At 72.1% G+C, this 15,505-nt stretch carries 13 protein-coding genes; 8 read left to right on the forward strand and 5 right to left on the reverse strand.

Annotated features, from left to right (window positions below):
* Positions 1-411 precede the first annotated feature (411 nt).
* Positions 412-1,470, forward strand: coding sequence for an alpha/beta hydrolase-fold protein (locus AB8735_RS19005; RefSeq protein ID WP_344028408.1), 1,059 nt, complete (start codon positions 412-414; stop codon positions 1,468-1,470).
* 10 nt (positions 1,471-1,480) lie between these two features.
* Here the strand turns inward: AB8735_RS19005 and AB8735_RS19010 are convergent, their stop codons facing one another.
* Positions 1,481-2,677: an alpha/beta hydrolase-fold protein gene (locus AB8735_RS19010; protein ID WP_344028411.1), complete on the reverse strand. Its 1,197-nt coding sequence runs from the start codon at positions 2,675-2,677 to the stop codon at positions 1,481-1,483.
* A 260-nt stretch (positions 2,678-2,937) separates the two neighbouring features.
* Here AB8735_RS19010 and AB8735_RS19015 point away from each other — a divergent pair, with 260 nt between their 5' ends.
* Positions 2,938-4,305, forward strand: a complete 1,368-nt coding sequence (locus AB8735_RS19015) for a carotenoid oxygenase family protein (RefSeq protein ID WP_372408570.1) — start codon at positions 2,938-2,940, stop codon at positions 4,303-4,305.
* A 293-nt stretch (positions 4,306-4,598) separates the two neighbouring features.
* Entirely contained in the window at positions 4,599-5,636 is a 1,038-nt protein-coding gene (locus tag AB8735_RS19020) for a VWA domain-containing protein (RefSeq protein WP_372408571.1), read from the forward strand.
* On the opposite strand, the gene AB8735_RS19025 is transcribed toward AB8735_RS19020, so the two are convergent.
* Entirely contained in the window at positions 5,602-6,633 is a 1,032-nt protein-coding gene (locus AB8735_RS19025) for a sensor histidine kinase (protein ID WP_372408572.1), read from the reverse strand. The two genes, AB8735_RS19020 and AB8735_RS19025, sit on opposite strands and share 35 nt — an antisense overlap.
* A complete protein-coding gene (locus tag AB8735_RS19030) occupies positions 6,630-7,283 on the reverse strand; it encodes a response regulator transcription factor (protein ID WP_372408573.1) in 654 nt (217 codons plus the stop codon). Before AB8735_RS19030 ends, AB8735_RS19025 begins: the two co-directional genes overlap by 4 nt.
* 258 nt (positions 7,284-7,541) lie before the next feature.
* Between AB8735_RS19030 and AB8735_RS19035 the strand changes: the two genes are divergently transcribed.
* From AB8735_RS19035 to AB8735_RS19050, 4 genes are all read left to right on the forward strand, one after another.
* Entirely contained in the window at positions 7,542-7,739 is a 198-nt protein-coding gene (locus tag AB8735_RS19035; RefSeq protein ID WP_344028424.1) for a hypothetical protein, read from the forward strand.
* Positions 7,727-7,984, forward strand: coding sequence for a hypothetical protein (locus tag AB8735_RS19040; protein ID WP_372408574.1), 258 nt, complete (start codon positions 7,727-7,729; stop codon positions 7,982-7,984). The genes AB8735_RS19035 and AB8735_RS19040 overlap by 13 nt, the downstream gene beginning before the upstream one ends.
* Positions 7,985-8,092: 108 nt before the next feature.
* Positions 8,093-9,808, forward strand: a complete 1,716-nt coding sequence (metG, locus tag AB8735_RS19045) for a methionine--tRNA ligase (RefSeq protein ID WP_344028429.1) — start codon at positions 8,093-8,095, stop codon at positions 9,806-9,808.
* A 142-nt stretch (positions 9,809-9,950) separates the two neighbouring features.
* Positions 9,951-10,328, forward strand: a complete 378-nt coding sequence (locus AB8735_RS19050; protein ID WP_372408575.1) for a DNA-binding response regulator — start codon at positions 9,951-9,953, stop codon at positions 10,326-10,328.
* 63 nt (positions 10,329-10,391) lie between these two features.
* On the opposite strand, the gene aspS is transcribed toward AB8735_RS19050, so the two are convergent.
* Positions 10,392-12,179, reverse strand: a complete 1,788-nt coding sequence (aspS, locus tag AB8735_RS19055) for an aspartate--tRNA ligase (RefSeq protein WP_344028433.1) — start codon at positions 12,177-12,179, stop codon at positions 10,392-10,394.
* Between the two features lie 150 nt (positions 12,180-12,329).
* Between aspS and AB8735_RS19060 the strand changes: the two genes are divergently transcribed.
* A complete protein-coding gene (locus AB8735_RS19060; RefSeq protein ID WP_372408576.1) occupies positions 12,330-14,495 on the forward strand; it encodes a SpoIIE family protein phosphatase in 2,166 nt (721 codons plus the stop codon).
* A 6-nt stretch (positions 14,496-14,501) separates the two neighbouring features.
* Here AB8735_RS19060 and AB8735_RS19065 read toward each other — a convergent pair whose 3' ends face one another.
* The gene (locus AB8735_RS19065; protein ID WP_344028439.1) at positions 14,502-15,455 is read right to left on the reverse strand and encodes a pirin family protein; all 954 of its coding nucleotides are present in this window, start codon (positions 15,453-15,455) and stop codon (positions 14,502-14,504) included.
* Between the last annotated feature and the right edge of the window lie 50 nt (positions 15,456-15,505).

Raw genomic sequence — 15,505 nt, forward strand, 5'->3', positions numbered from 1 at the left:
TAGCAGACGATCGCGATCACGATGAGGGCCAGTACGACAACGGTCTTTCGTTCCTTGCGCGTCATGGATTCCATCACGCCTCCCAGACAGCGTCCGATGGCTCGGACCGCCCTGACGGGGAAACTACTCGTGTTCAGGTGGTTACACCACGGAACGATCGAAAGTCTGAGCAGGACTTGAGGATTGACCCTCCGCTTGCCCTCCGCTTCCCCTTCGTCCGCCTTCCGCCCGCCTTCCGCCCGCCCCGCCCGCGCTCCCCCGCGCATCCGTCCGCCGGACACATGACCGTTTGACCCGGCGGGACCCATCCGGGTTCTCGTCCTCCGTTACGGCCGACTCCCGCACGCTTCGTCGTTATGGTCTGCCGTGCCGTCCTCCGCCGGCGACCGCTTCGAGGGAGATCGCGACGGGATGACTCTCAGCCTCACCGGAAACGCCTTCCTCGCCCTGCTGGTCACGGCGGCGGTCCTGGCCGTGCTGGCCGTCCTGCTGCTGTGGACGCGGATCCCGGGGCCGGCCCCCGTGCGCTGGGGGACGCGCCTGGCGCTGATCCTCCTCTGCCAGGCCACCGCGATCTGTGTGGTCGCCGCCTGGATCAACACCAGCTTCGGCCTCTACGCCTCCTGGGACGACCTGCTGGGCCGGACGGACGGCGCGGGTCCGGTGGCCATGCAGGGCCCGCCGGCCGAGCACGCCACGTTCACCAAGGACGACAACGGCATGCGGGAGACGTACTTCCGCGGCACCCGGTCCGCGCTGTCGGGGCAGGTGATGGTGTGGACCCCGCCGCAGTACGACGACCCGCGCTACCGCCGGACGTCCTTCCCCGTGGTCATGCTGCTGCACGGGGTCCCCGGCTCGCCCCAGTCGTGGACGGAGCAGGGCCGGATGCCGAGGGCGTACCAGAAGCTCCTCACCGAGGGCACCACCCGCCCGTTCATCCTCGCCGTCCCCGTGATCAACCCCGGCGGGCGGGACACCGACTGCTCGGACGCGGGCGGGCGCAATGTGGCGACCTGGCTCTCGCAGGACGTGCCGGACCTCGTGCGACGGCACTTCCGCGCCGCACCGCAGCCCAGGTCCTGGGGGCTGCTGGGGATCTCCACCGGCGGGTTCTGCGCGGCCAAGCTGCCGCTCCAGTTCCCCCGGGTCTTCGCCGCGGGCGCGGCCCTCGACCCCGATCCGCTCAACGGCGACGGCGGCGCGCTCGCCGACCCCGTCCTGCGCGAGCGCAACAGCCCGACCTGGCTGGTCGCCCACTCCCGGTCGGACGCGGCGCTCTTCCTGGCCACCTCGCGCCAGGACCGCGACAGCCCGCCGTCCTATCTGGAGGAGTTCCAGCGGGCCGCGTCGGGGAGCCGGGTGCGGCTGAAGACCATGCTCCTCGACAAGGGCGGGCACAACTACCGGACGTGGTCCACGCTGTACCCGGAGGCGTTCGCCTGGCTCGCGGGTCAACTCCCGGGCTGACCCGGCCGGTTCAGTCCTTCTTGGGGCGGTCCTGGACGTCCTGCGGGAAGGTGAGCCGTCCGCTCATCCACTTCATCGCCTCGCCGATCTCCCGCTGCCAGGTCTTGAACCCGTGGCTGCCCTCGGGGAGCACGATCTGGGCGACGTCCAGCTTCTTGGCGTGCGCGGCGTCGACGAACTTCTCGGTCGCCTCGTAGTTCTTCTCGCCCTTCCTGCTGGTGGCCACCAGCAGCGAGACCTGCGGCACCGGCTTGTTCTCCAGCCGCCACATCAGGTCGTGCTCGCGCTTGCGCTCCTCGGCCTTCTCGCCCGAGCCGAAGAGGTTGCCGGTGGCGATGTCGTTCTTGATGCGGAAGTCGCCGGAGAGGGAGGCCGCGACCGGGTAGACCTCCGGGGCGCGCATGGCGAGCTGGAGGGCGCAGGTGCCGCCGGAGGAGTAGCCGAGGACGCCCCAGGAGGTGGCGTGCTCGCCGACCCGGTAGGCGCTGCGCAGCGCCTCGGGCAGGTCCTTGGTGAAGAAGGTCTCGGCCTGCGGGCCGTCGGGGACGTCCACGCACTCGGTGTCGCGCGGCGAGGCGATCGTCGGGGCGAGCATGACGATCACCGTCGGGCTCATCTTCCGCTCCTCCAGCAGGCGGGCCGCGTTCAGCGGCACCCGGAGGTTGCGGGCGACGCTCGCGCGGCCGCCCGGGTAGCCGCTGACGGCCACCATGACGGGGAAGCGGGTGCGCTGGTACTGCTTCTGGAAGTACTGCGGGGGCAGATAGACGTAGGCCGGGTTGACCGCCTGGGAGCGCTTGCCGAGGATGCGCACCGAGCGGATGGCGCCGACCTTGTCCTCCGGGCCCTTCGGATAGCCGGGGAAGGACTCCACGTTCTCGCCGTCGGTGGGCTGGATCAGGCCGTTCCGCGACTCGTCGACCGTGGCGCGGGGACCGCCCGGGTTCATCTCGATCACGTTGACCGGCGCCTTGTCGACCCGGCCGAGGAGCTGGTTCCAGGTGCCGAAGAAGCCCACGTTGGCATTGACCGCGAGCAGCACGGCGGCCATGATCGACAACTGGGTGAGCAGGATCGAGCCCAGCCGGCCCAGGACGGGCAGCGGCCCCTTCCCGGAGAGCCGCGGCCAGACCCACACCATGAGCCCCACGCACAACACGGCGGCGAAGGCCACCGTGTACAACAGCGACCTGCTGGTCAGGCCCATGCGGTTCTCACTCCTTGCCCCGGACGTGGGTACTCATGTTCGGATCGGCGATGCTCAACGATTAAGAGGCCGGAAAGGGCCGCCAGGGTTGCCCTGCCCGAGTTTCTTCCCCGGCCCTTGTCCTGCCCGCACCCTGCGCTTCCCCCGCCGTTCCCGCCCCGGACACCCCCCGCCGCGGGCTGGCCGAACCGCACCTTCCGCCCGATGGTGGGGGGAAGGCTCCGCGGGGACGGACCGGGACACCGGTGGAGGTGGGCGGCATGACGGACGACGGCGGGACGACGGGGACCAAGGACGCGAATCCCTGGACCGGCGGCCTCTTCGCACCGGTCCGCGAGGAGGTCACCGCGCTCGACCTCCCGGTGACCGGCCGGATCCCGGACGCGCTGCGCGGCCGCTACCTGCGCAACGGGCCCAACCCGCTGTGCGTCCAGGACGCCGGGCTCGCGCCCGGCCACCAGTGGTTCGCCGGCGAGGGGATGGTGCACGGGGTACGGCTGCGGGACGGGCGGGCCGCCTGGTACCGCAACCGCTGGGTGCGTTCCGACGCCGTCGCCCGGCAGCTGGGCGAGAAGGTGCTGCACGGGCCGCGGCACCTGGTGGACTTCGCGCCCAACACCCACGTCCAGCAGTTCGCCGGGCACCTGCTGACGCTGGTCGAGGGCGGCGCCCTCCCCTACGAGCTCGACTCGGAGCTCGACACCGTGGGGCCCTTCGACTTCCACGGGACGCTGCCCGGCGGGTTCGCCGCGCACACCGTCGTCGATCCGGCGCGCGGCGAGCTGCACGCCGTCGCGTACTGCCCGGCCTGGCCGTATGTGCAGTACCTGGTCGCCGGGACGGACGGGTGCGTGCGGCACCACGCCGACGTCCCCGTCGAGGGACGGCCGATGATGCACGACTTCTCGCTCACCGCCCGCCATGTGCTGCTCTACGACCTGCCGGTGGTCTTCTCCGCCGGTTCCGGCCCCTCGGGCAACGCCTTCGGCTGGGACCCCGGCCGCCCGGCCAGGCTCGGGGTGCTGCCGCGCGAGGGCGGCCCGGACGAGGTGCGCTGGCTGGAGACCGACCCCTGCTTCGTCTTCCACACCGCGAACGCCCACGAGGACGACGGGGTGATCACCGTCCATCTCGTCCGCCACGAGCGCTGGCCCGACGGCCCCGGGACGGGCCGGCCGGCCCACCTGGAGCGGTGGACGGTGGACCCGGCCGCGGGGACGGTGCGCCGGGAACGGCTGGACGACCGGCCGGTGGAGCTGCCGCGGGTCGACCCCCGGCGGCTGACCGCCGGGCACCGCTACGCCTACGCGGTGCACGAGCGGACGGGCGGGGACCGGACCGGCTTCGGCCGGGGGCTGCTCAAGTACGACCTGGCGCGCGGCACCTGCGAGGAGTACCCGGTCCCGCCGGACGGGGACGTCGGCGAGGGCGTCTTCGTCCCGGCCGCGCCCGGGGCGGCGGAGGACGACGGCTGGGTGCTGGCCTACGCGTACGACCCCGGCCGCGCGGCCAGCGATCTGCTGGTGATCGCGGCCGGGGACTTCGCGGCCGGGCCCGTCGCCCGGGTCCATCTGCCGGCACGGGTCCCGGTGGGGGCGCACGGCAACTGGATCCCCGACGCGGTGTGAGCTGCGCGGTGCGAGCTGCGCGGGGTCACTGAGGTTCGCCTCGCGTCGCCGGTCCGGCGTGTCCCGTGGGCCTGTGGTTCCGGCCGGGGGTCCGGCCCGCAGCGAAGCTGCTATGGGGTGCGGCCCCCGGGAAATGCAGCATCTGCAGACCCGGGCGACAGGGCCGGTGTAGGGGATCCGTGGGACGGAGCCGGGCCGACGGGGCCGGTCCACCGGGCCCGACGGGGCGTTGGGTCTAGCCTTACCGTCACCCCCAGTCGGTACATTCCGGACAAAGGTAAGGATTTCTCCTCATGGGAATTCGCAGCCTGCTGCGGAGCGCGTTCGGCCTGGACAAGGAGCCCGGGAGCGGGGCGCCCGCCCTCCCCCAGCAGGGCACCGCCTCCCCCGGCCCCGCCCCCGCCGCGCCCGCCGCCCCGTCGGTCCCCGCCCAGCCCACCGGTGACCGCATCCCCGACCCCGGCACGCTCCCGCCCGTCCCGCCCAACCCCCTCCCGCCGGGCCCCGAGCCGGTCCCCGAGCCCGAGCCCGCCCCGCCGATGCCCGCCCCGCACCCCGTACCCGAACCGGAGCCCGCGCCCCGGCCCGAGCCCGAGCCCTCGCCGAGCCGGGACGGCCTGCAGAGGACCGGCCCGGAAAGGACCGGCCTGGACAGGGTGCGCCGCACCGCGCCCGGCCTGGTCGGCCTCTACAAGAAGGCCGGCGACGCCCTCGGCGAGCAGGGCCTGACCGGCCGGCGGGCCGCCGTCCACCTGGTGCTCGACCGCTCCGGCTCGATGCGCGGCCACTACCGCGACGGCAGCGTCCAGCACCTCGCCGAGCGGGTGCTCGCGCTCTCCGCCCACCTCGACGACGACGGCACCGTCCCCCTCGTCTTCTTCTCCACCGAGGTGGACGGCGTCTCCGAGCTCGGCCTCGACCGCTACCGCGGACGCGTGGCCGAACTGCACGGTTCCTACGGGCACATGGGCCGCACCAACTACCACCTGGCCATGCGGGCCGTCATGGAGAACCGGGCGGCCTCCGGCGCCCCGGCCCTCGTCGTCTTCCAGACCGACGGCGGGCCCTCCAGCCGGGCGGAGGCGGAACGGGCGCTCCGGGAGAGCGCCGGGCTGCCGGTCTTCTGGCAGTTCGTCGGCTTCGGCGAACCGGCGGGCCGGGGCTTCGAGTTCCTGCGCGGGCTGGAGGAGTGGCCCGCCGTGGACAACGCGGGCTTCTTCCCGGCCGGCCGCGACCCCCGCGCCCTGCACGAGGAGGAGCTCTACCGGGGCCTGACCGCCGGCTTCGCGGCCTGGCTCACCCGGGCCCGGGCCGCGGGGACCGTCCGCTGACCCGGCTGCGCGCGAGGTCCACGGTCACCCGCAGGCCGCCCCCGCGGCGGGGGACGGCCTCGGCCGTCCCCCCGTGGGCCCGCGCGATGGAGCGCACGATCGACAGCCCGAGCCCCGCGCCGCCGCCCAGCCGCTCCCGGCCCTCGCCGCGCCGGAACGGCTCGAACAGCCCCTCCACCTCCGCGGCCCGCACCACCGGACCGGTGTTGGCCACCACCAGCCGGCCGGACTCCACCGTCACCTCGACCCGGCCGCCGCGGTGGTTGTAACCGACCGCATTGCGCAGCAGGTTGCCCACCAGCTGGGCCATCAGCACCCGGTTGCCGCTCAGCGGCGCGAGGCCCCTCCGCACCGCGACCGTCACGCCCGCGCGCTCCGCCCGCGCGGCCACCGCGGCCACCTCCTCGGCCACGACCTCGTCCAGGTCGAACGGCTCCGGCCGCTCGATCCCGTGCTCGCTCCCGGCCAGCACGAGCAGGCCCTCGATGATCCGCTCTGACTTGCGGTTGGTCTCCAGCAGCACCGCCCGGGTCCGGGCCAGCTCCGCCGCCGACGGCTCGCCCTCCAGCCCGACCTGGATCGCCGCCCGCTGGGTGGCGAGCGGGGTGCGCAGCTCGTGCGAGGCGTTGGCGATGAAACGGCGCTGGCTGTCGAACGCCCCTTGCACCGGGGTGAGGAACCGGCCGGCCGTCCACCAGCCGACCCCCACCGCGAGCAGGGCCGTCGCCAGCAGCGCGCCCACCGACCAGACGATCAGCTCCTGCGAGGCGGCGGCGCTCACGTCGCCGGAGACCCGGTGCAGCGTGGAGGTGGTGAGCGTCTGCCAGTGCGCTCCCTGGACCGGCACGGCCGTCTCCGCGATCAGGTCCGCGCGCTCGCGGGTGCTGCGCCGGGACAGCAGGTTGACGGTGACCAGCAGCCCGGCGCCGAGCATCAGGAAGATCCCGCCGAACGCCCCGGCGATCCTGGTGCGCGCGGTGAGGACGGGCCGTTTCACAGCGTGTACCCGACGCCCTGCACGGTGCGGATCAGCTGCGGCTCGCCCAGCTTGCCGCGCAGCTTGCTCATCGCCACGCGCACGGCGCCGGTGAACGGGTCGGCGTGCGCGTCCCAGGCCCGCTCCAGCAGTTCCTCGGCGGAGACCACCGCGCCGTCCGCCTCCAGCAGGATCTGCAGCAGCGAGAACTCCTTGGGCGAGAGCCCCAGTTCGCGCCCGTCGCGGCGGGCGGTCCGGCGCACCGTGTCCAGCGTCAGCCCGTCCCGCTCCAGCAGCGGCGGCGAGGGACGGGCGCTGCGGCGGCGCAGCGCCCGCACCCGGGAGATCAGTTCGGGGAACTCGAAGGGCTTGGGCAGGTAGTCGTCGGCCCCCAGGTCCAGCCCGGCGACCCGGTCCTCCATGCTGCTCGCCGCCGTCAGCATCAGGATCCGCGTCCGCGCCCCGGAGGCGACGAGCCGCCGTGTCACGTCGTCCCCGTGCACCCGGGGCAGATCGCGGTCGAGCACGAGCACGTCGTAGTCGTGCAGCCCGAGATAGGCGAGCGCCGCGTCCCCGCTGTAGACGGTGTCCACCGCGAACCCCGCCCTGCGCAGACCGGTGGCCACGAGCTCGGCCAGGGTTTCCTCGTCCTCGGCGACCAGCACTCGCATGGCGTCGTCCTCCACCTCGCTGGGATCCTGCGGTGTACTCCTCGCCCCCTTCTTCCAGAATGCGGTGTATCAGAGGAGATGTTTCGCGGATGTCTCCATGCGGCGGCAATTCCGGGCCCGCGGGCGGTACCCCCGTGAGCGGCCCCGGACGGGATACGGAGAGTGACCGTCCCGCCGAGCTCTCCGCGTAAGTCCGACGCCCCGCGACATCACCCTCCGTCACCGATCAGGACGTCGCGAAGTGGGCATCGTAACGGTGTGAACGATGAATTCCCCCTCGGCAGCTATGTCATCGACACCCGTACCGGACGACTCGGGCAGGTCATGGACACCCACGCCGGTTACGTTCAGCTACGTCCACCGCGCGGCGGGATCGAGTGGTCCTGCCCCCCGACGGCCATCCGGTTCCCCTCCCGGGACGAGATCGCGGCCGGGGAGAGCGGATGCGCCCGGTGAGCGCGCGCAGCGTCTTCCTGTTCGGCACCTGGACACTGCAGCCCGACCGGGAGCCCGACGCGGAGCCGATGACGTACGCGATGCAGTGCGCGGTGTGCGGCGAGGGCTCGGGCCCGGCCGAGGACTTCCTCGACGCCCAGCACTGGGCCTTCCGGCACGCGGGCCGCAACCCCTCGCACCACACCTACCGGGAGTTGATCGAGCGCCCCTGGCGGGCCTGGATGGACCGCCCGCACGGGATCTGAGCGGAAAACGCCGCGCGGCTGCCCCCTGGTGCTCGGATACGCTAAAGGTGACTGTGACCGACGCGTCACGGATTCCGTCACCCCGCACCGACCAGGGAGCAGCCGGCAATGGCTCGACACCTCATCACCAGCGCCCTTCCGTACATCAACGGGATCAAGCACCTGGGCAACATGGTGGGGTCCATGCTCCCGGCGGACGTCTACGCCCGCTTCCTGCGCCAGACCGGCCGCGAGACGCTCTACATCTGCGCCACCGACGAGCACGGCACCCCGGCCGAGCTGGCCGCCAAGGAGGCCGGTCTGCCGGTCGCCGAGTTCTGCGCCCAGCAGCACGAGGTGCAGAAGGCCATCTACGACGGCTTCGGCCTGGCCTTCGACTACTTCGGCCGCAGCTCCTCCCCGGAGAACCGGGAGATCACCCAGCACTTCGCACGGCAGCTGCAGAAGAACGGGTTCATCGAGGAGCGGGCGATCCGCCAGGTGTACTCGCTCGCCGACGAGCGCTTCCTGCCCGACCGTTACATCGTCGGCACCTGCCCGCACTGCGGCTACGACAAGGCCCGCGGCGACCAGTGCGAGAACTGCACCCGCGTCCTGGACCCGACGGACCTGATCGACGCCCGCTCGGCGATCAGCGGCAGCAGCGACCTGGAGGTGCGCGAGACCAAGCACCTGTTCCTGCTCCAGTCCAAGCTCCAGGGCGAGGTCGAGGCGTGGATCGACGAGCACGGCAAGGACTGGCCGGTGCTCGCCTCCTCCATCGCCCGCAAGTGGCTGACCGAGGGCCTCAACGACCGCGCGATCACCCGTGACCTGGACTGGGGCGTGCCCGTCCCGGCCGACACCTGGCCGGAGCTGGCCGCCGAGGGCAAGGTCTTCTACGTCTGGTTCGACGCGCCCGTCGAGTACATCGGCGCGACCAAGGAGTGGGCCGACCAGGACCCGGGGAACCGCGACTGGAAGTCCTGGTGGTACGAGGCCACCGACGTCCGCTACACCGAGTTCATGGCGAAGGACAACGTCCCGTTCCACACGGTGATGTTCCCGGCCACCGAGCTCGGCACCCGCGAGCCCTGGAAGAAGGTCGACTACGTCAAGGCCTTCAACTGGCTGACGTACTACGGCGGCAAGTTCTCCACCTCGCAGAAGCGCGGCATCTTCACCGACGCCGCCCTGGAGCTGCTGCCCGCCGACTACTGGCGCTACTTCCTGATCGCCAACGCGCCGGAGTCGGACGACACTTCCTTCACCTGGGAGCTGTTCTCCACCACGGTCAACAAGGATCTGGCCGACGTCCTCGGCAACTTCGTCAACCGCGTCCTGTCCTTCTCCCGCAAGCGGTTCGGCGACGAGGTCCCGGCCGGCAGCGAGGCGGGCGCGGCCGAGGCGGAGCTGGGCGAGGAGATCGCGCGGCTGCTCGCGGAGTACGAGGAGCACATGGAGGCCCTCCAGTTCCGCAAGGCGGCGCAGGCGCTGCGCGCCCTGTGGAGCGCGGGCAACTCCTACCTGGAGACCAAGGCCCCCTGGCTGGAGATCAAGACCGACCCGGAGGGCGCCGCGCTGACGCTGCGCACGGCGATGAACCTGATCCACCTCTACGCGGTGGTCTCCGAGCCGTTCGTCCCGGCGTCGGCGGCCGCGATGCGCTCGGCGTTCGCGCTGCCCGCCGACGGGCGGACGTGGATCACGCAGGACGAGGCCCGCTCGCTCTCGCTGGTCCCGGCCGGTACGCCGTTCACCGTCCCGCCGGTGCTCTTCGCGAAGATCACCGATGAGGACCTGGCGTCCTACAAGGAGCGCTTCGGCGGCGCCGACGCCGTCTGAGCCGACCGACCGAGAGGGCCCGGAACATCGCGTTCCGGGCCCTTTGTCATGCCCGTTGATCGTTCGGCAATCGTTCGTTGAGCGCGGTCCGCCAGGCTGTTCCCTGTTGATTCATGGGGGAAACGAAGGAAGAGCCGAACCAGTGTTGGATGACCATCGCATCACCGTGAGCGTGCACGCCACCGACGAGCTCGGCCGGGCCAGGATCGTCCGCCGGCTGCGGACCCTGCCCGAAGTGCGGGTGGTGAATGAGTCGGCGGCGGTCGAGATCCTGCTGCTGGGGCGCCACGACCAGGACGCCCCCGGCGAGCTGCGCCGGAGAACCCGGGAGAGCTGGGCGCCGCTGGTGGTGGTGGCCGAGGAGCTGGGCGAGACGGAGCTGATGGCCGTCACGGAGTACGGCGTGCGGTCCGTGCTCTGGGGGCACCGCCTCACCCCGCGGCGGCTGGCGCGCGCCGTGCACGCCGCGGCGGGCTGCTGCCCGCCGGAGCCGCTGCCGAAGCTGCGGGCGCTGGTGTGACCGCTCCGGGTACGACGAAGGGGCCCGGCGCATCGGTGCCGGACCCCTTCGCGAACAGCCCTGTTACTTCGTCGGCTTGTACGGCGTCGCCTTCGCCGGGCCCGTGCGGATGCTCAGGTGGAGCTCCTTCAGCCGCGCCTCGTCGACCTCGCTCGGGGCGCCCATCAGCAGGTCCTGGGCGTTGCCGTTGAGCGGGAACGCGATGGTCTCGCGGATGTTGGGCTCGTCGGCCAGCAGCATGACGATGCGGTCGACGCCCGGGGCGATGCCGCCGTGCGGCGGGGCGCCGAACTTGAACGCCCGCAGCATGCCGCCGAATTCGCGCTCGACGTCGTCCTTGGAGTAACCGGCGATCTCGAAGGCCCGGTACATGACCTCGGGCTCGTGGTTACGGATGGCGCCGGAGGACAGCTCGGTGCCGTTGCAGACGATGTCGTACTGCCAGGCCAGGATGTCCAGCGGGTCCATCGAGTTCAGCGCCTCCAGGCCGCCCTGCGGCATGGAGAACGGGTTGTGCGAGAACTCGATCCTGCCGGTCTCCTCGTCCTTCTCGAACATCGGGAAGTCGACGATCCAGCAGAAGCGGAAGACGTTCTCCTCGAACTGGCCGGCGCGCTTGGCGGCCTCGACGCGGACCGCGCCCATGATCTTGGAGACCTCGTCGAAGTCACCGGCACCGAAGAAGACCGCGTGGCCGGGCTCCAGGCCCAGACGCTCGGCGAGGGCCTTGACGTTGTCCTCGGTGAGGAACTTGGCGATCGGGCCGGTGAGCGCGTTCCCCTCGCCGACGCGGACCCAGGCCAGGCCCTTGGCGCCCTGCTCGACGGCGAAGTCGCCCAGCCCGTCGAAGAACTTGCGCGGCTGGTCCTGGACGGCCGGCACGGCCAGCGCCCGGACGTGCTTGCCGGCGAACGCCTTGAACTCGGAGCCCTCGAAGACGTCGGTGACGTCGGTCAGTTCCAGCTTGGCGCGCAGATCCGGCTTGTCCGAGCCGTACTTGAGCATCGCCTCGCGGAACGGGATGCGCGGGAACGGCGAGGTGACGTGGCGGCCGTTGCCGAACTCCTCGAAGAGGTCGGTCATGACCTTCTCGATGACCTGGAAGACGTCCTCCTGCTCGACGAAGGACATCTCCATGTCGAGCTGGTAGAACTCGCCCGGCGAGCGGTCGGCGCGGGCGTCCTCGTCGCGGAAGCAGGGCGCGATCTGGAAGTAGCGGTCGAAGCCCGCGATCATCAGCAGCTGCTTGAACTGCTGCGGGGCCTGCGGCAGCGCGTAGAACCGGCCGGCGTGCACCCGCGAGGGCACCAGGAAGTCACGCGCGCCCTCGGGGGAGGTGGCGGACAGGATCGGGGTGGCCAGCTCGTTGAAGCCCAGGGCGGTCATCTTCTGGCGGAGCGCGGAGATGACGGCCGAGCGCAGCATGATGTTGCGGTGCATGCGCTCGCGGCGCAGGTCGAGGAAGCGGTACTCCAGGCGCCGCTCCTCGTTGACGCCGTCCTCGGCGTTGATGGTGAAGGGGATCTGGTCGGCGGCGCCGAGCACCTCGACCTCGGTGACCTCGACCTCGACCTCACCGGTCGGCAGGTCGGGGTTGACGTTCTCCGTACCGCGGCTCGCGACCCGGCCGTCGATGCGGACGACGGTCTCCTTGGTGAGCCGGCCCAGGGCCTCGTTGGCCGGGGTGCCCGGGCGGGCGACCAGCTGGGTGATGCCGTGGTGGTCGCGGAGATCGATGAAGAGGATGCCGCCGAGGTCGCGCCGATTGTGCAGCCAGCCGCTCAGGCGCACGTCGGTGTCGACGTCCGCCGCACGGAGCTCGCCGCAGGTGTGGGACCGGTAACGATGCATCGTTCATCCAAGTCGTGGTCGAAGGCGTGGATCGAGGGTGCGCTGCACTGGCCCGCCGCACTGGGTTAGCGTGCATACAGCACTGAGCAAGGGTACTGCCCCACCCGCCTTCGGTGGTCTGCCTCCAGGAAACCCACATAAAGTGGGGCAATGCGCACCGAGGACGTCCTGGCCGCCGTCGCGACCGGCCTGTGGCACTGGGACAGGGCCACCGGATCCGTCACCTTCGACGCCGAGGCCGCCCGGCTGCTGGGGCTGCCCGCCGGACGGGCCGAACTGACCGAGTCCGGCATCCGGGCGCGCTTCCACGCGGTGGACTGGGTGGAGTTCCAGGGCGTGATCAGCCTGGCCGTGGCGGAGCACACACTGGCCGAGGCCCGGATCCGGGTGGTGGACGAGGCCGGACTGGTGCTGCGGACCGTCCGCGCCCGCGCGAAACCGGTGGAGCAGGGCGGCTCCCCCGCGCTCGTCGGCACCCTGGAGGAGGTCCCCGAGCCGCACCCGGGCACCTCGTCCCTGCGCAGCACCGTCACCGGCGACTGGCGGCGCAACCGCGAGGCCTTCCTGCTGGACGCCGGCCGGGCGCTGGCCGAGGCGCGGTCGACCGCCGAGGTGCTGAGGGTGGCCGCGGGGCTGTCGATGCCCGGCTTCGAGCCGTCCGCCCTGGCGGTCTTCGGGACCGACGGCAGCCGGGTGACGATGATCGGCCACCACGGCTACGGCACGGAGGACGTCGAGGCCCTCCTCGACATGCCGCTGGACAGCAGCCACCCGGCCGCCGAGGTCATCCGCACCGGCCGGGGCATCTACATCCCCTCGCCGGACGACTACGCCCGCCGCTTCCCCCGCATCTGGCCCATGGTGGAACGGTTCGGCCGGCGGGCCTGGTCCTTCCTGCCGCTCATCAACGCGGGGCAGACGATCGGCGCCTGGATGGCGGGCTTCAGCGTCCCGGTCTCCTTCACCCCCGACGAGCGCTCGGTGCTCACCACGGTGGCCCGGATGCTCGCCCAGGCCCTCGGCCGGGCCAGCGTCCACGAGTCCGAGAAGGAGCTCTCGGTCGGCCTCCAGCGCTCGATGATGCCGACCGTCCAGCCGGACATCCCCGGCATGTCGGTGGCCGCCCGCTATGTGCCCACCGGCGGCGGCCTCCAGGTCGGCGGCGACTGGTACGACATGATCCCGCTGCCGAACGGGAAGCTGGCGCTCGCCATCGGCGACGTCCAGGGCCACGACGTCCGCGCCGCCGGACTCATGGGACAGCTGCGGATCGCCCTGCGCGCCTATGCCTCCGAGGGCCACCACCCGGACGCCGTGCTCTCCCGCGCCTCGCGCTTCCTGGCCGGCATCAACGGCGGGCCGGACACCTTCGAGGAGGTCGACCCGCGCTTCGCCACCTGCCTCTACATCGAGGTGGACCCCACGACCGGGCTGCTGGTCATCGCCCGGGCCGGCCACCCCGACCCGGCGATCCGGATGGGCGACGGGACCCTGCTGGTGCGCTCCACGGCCGGCGGGCTGCCGCTGGGCATCGACCCGGACACCGACTACCCGACCACCCGGCTCGTCCTCGAACCCGGCGAGACGATGCTGGTGTGCACCGACGGCCTGATCGAGACCGGCGGCCACGACCTGGAGACCGGCTGGCAGCGGCTGCGCGAGGTCATCGAGGCCGAACCGGCCGGGGACGCCGGCCGTGCGGAGGACGCGGACTTCCTGGAGAAGCTGGCCGACGGCCTCGTCCAGGCCGTGCACGGCCCCTCGTCCCACTACACGACCGGCCCGCTGGTGGACCGGCGCGAGGACGACATCGCGCTGCTCCTGCTGCGCCGCGAGGCGCCCGCGGCGCCCCCGGGCGGCCCCGTCACCGCGCCGCCGCGGCGCACGGTCCTCTCCATCGCCCAGGCGGAGCCCGAGCGCATCGCGGAGGCCCGGCAGCAGGTGCGCAGCCTGATGCACGACTGGCGGGACGAGGACCAGAAGGACTCGGCGGTGCTCATGGTCTCCGAGATGGTCACCAACGTCCTGGTCCACACGGACGGGGACGCGCTGCTGAGGGCCGTCATATCCGGCGGGCCCGGCCACCGCCGGCTGCGGGTGGACGTCGCCGACTCCAGCGACGAGCTGCCGCACCGCCGGCACCCGGGGGAGATGGCCTCCTCCGGGCGCGGTCTGGTGCTGATGGAACTGCTCGCCGGGGCGTGGGGGGTCGAGCCCCGGGGCGAGGGCAAGAACATCTGGTTCGAGCTCTACGAGGCCGAGCCGTCGGTGGCGGACGGCGTGGCCGACCTGGCCGACCTGGAGGCGATCACCTAGCCGCCGTCACGCCTCGTCCGCCGGTACGGTCCCCAGGCGCCCGGCCTTGAAGTCGTCGAAGGCCTGGGCCAGCTCCACATGGCTGTTCATGACGAACGGCCCGTAGTGCGCCATCGGCTCCCGGATCGGCCGCCCGCCCAGCAGCACCACCTCGAAGTCGGGGCTGCGCGACTCCTGCTCCGCGTCCGCCCGCACGGTGACCGCGTCCCCGTCGCCGAAGACCACCGACTGGCCCGAGCGGAACGGCCGCCCCTCGGCGCCCGCGGTGCCGCGCCCGGCCATCGCATAGGCGAGGGCGTTGAAGCCGGTCGGCCACGGAAGGGTGAGCTCCGCCCCCGGGCTCAGTGACACGTGCAGCATCGTGATGGGCGTGTGGGTGACCCCGGGCCCCTCGTGCCCGTCGATCTCGCCGGCGATGAGCCGCAGCAGCGCCCCGCCGTCGGCGGAGCTCAGCAGCCTGACCCTGCCCCGGCCGATGTCCTGGTAGCGGGGGGCCATCATCTTGTCCTTGGCGGGCAGGTTCACCCACAGCTGGAGGCCGTGGAAGAGCCCGCCGCTGACCACCAGCGCCTCCGGCGGCGCCTCGATGTGCAGCAGCCCCGACCCGGCGGTCATCCACTGGGTGTCGCCGTCGGTGATCGTGCCGCCACCACCGTGCGAGTCACGGTGGTTCATGATCCCGTCGATCATGTAGGTGACGGTCTCGAAGCCGCGGTGGGGGTGCCACGGGGTCCCCTTCGGCTCTCCCGGGGCGTACTCCACTTCACCCATCTGGTCCATCATGATGAACGGGTCCAGGTACCGGTAGTCGATCCCCGCGAAGGCGCGGCGGACCGGGAAGCCCTCGCCCTCCAGGCCCTGCGGGGCAGTGGCGACGTGCAGAACCGGACGCCGGCGGGCGTCCGCGGGAGCGGTGACGCGGGGCAGGGACAGCGGATTCTCGACGGTTACGGCGGGCATGTCGGCCTCCTCGGGGGTTCGGTCCCAATTTAGTTGAAGGGTGAACAACC

It is taken from the genome of Streptomyces luteireticuli (assembly GCF_041519305.1).
Classification (GTDB): Bacteria; Actinomycetota; Actinomycetes; order Streptomycetales; family Streptomycetaceae; genus Streptomyces; species Streptomyces luteireticuli.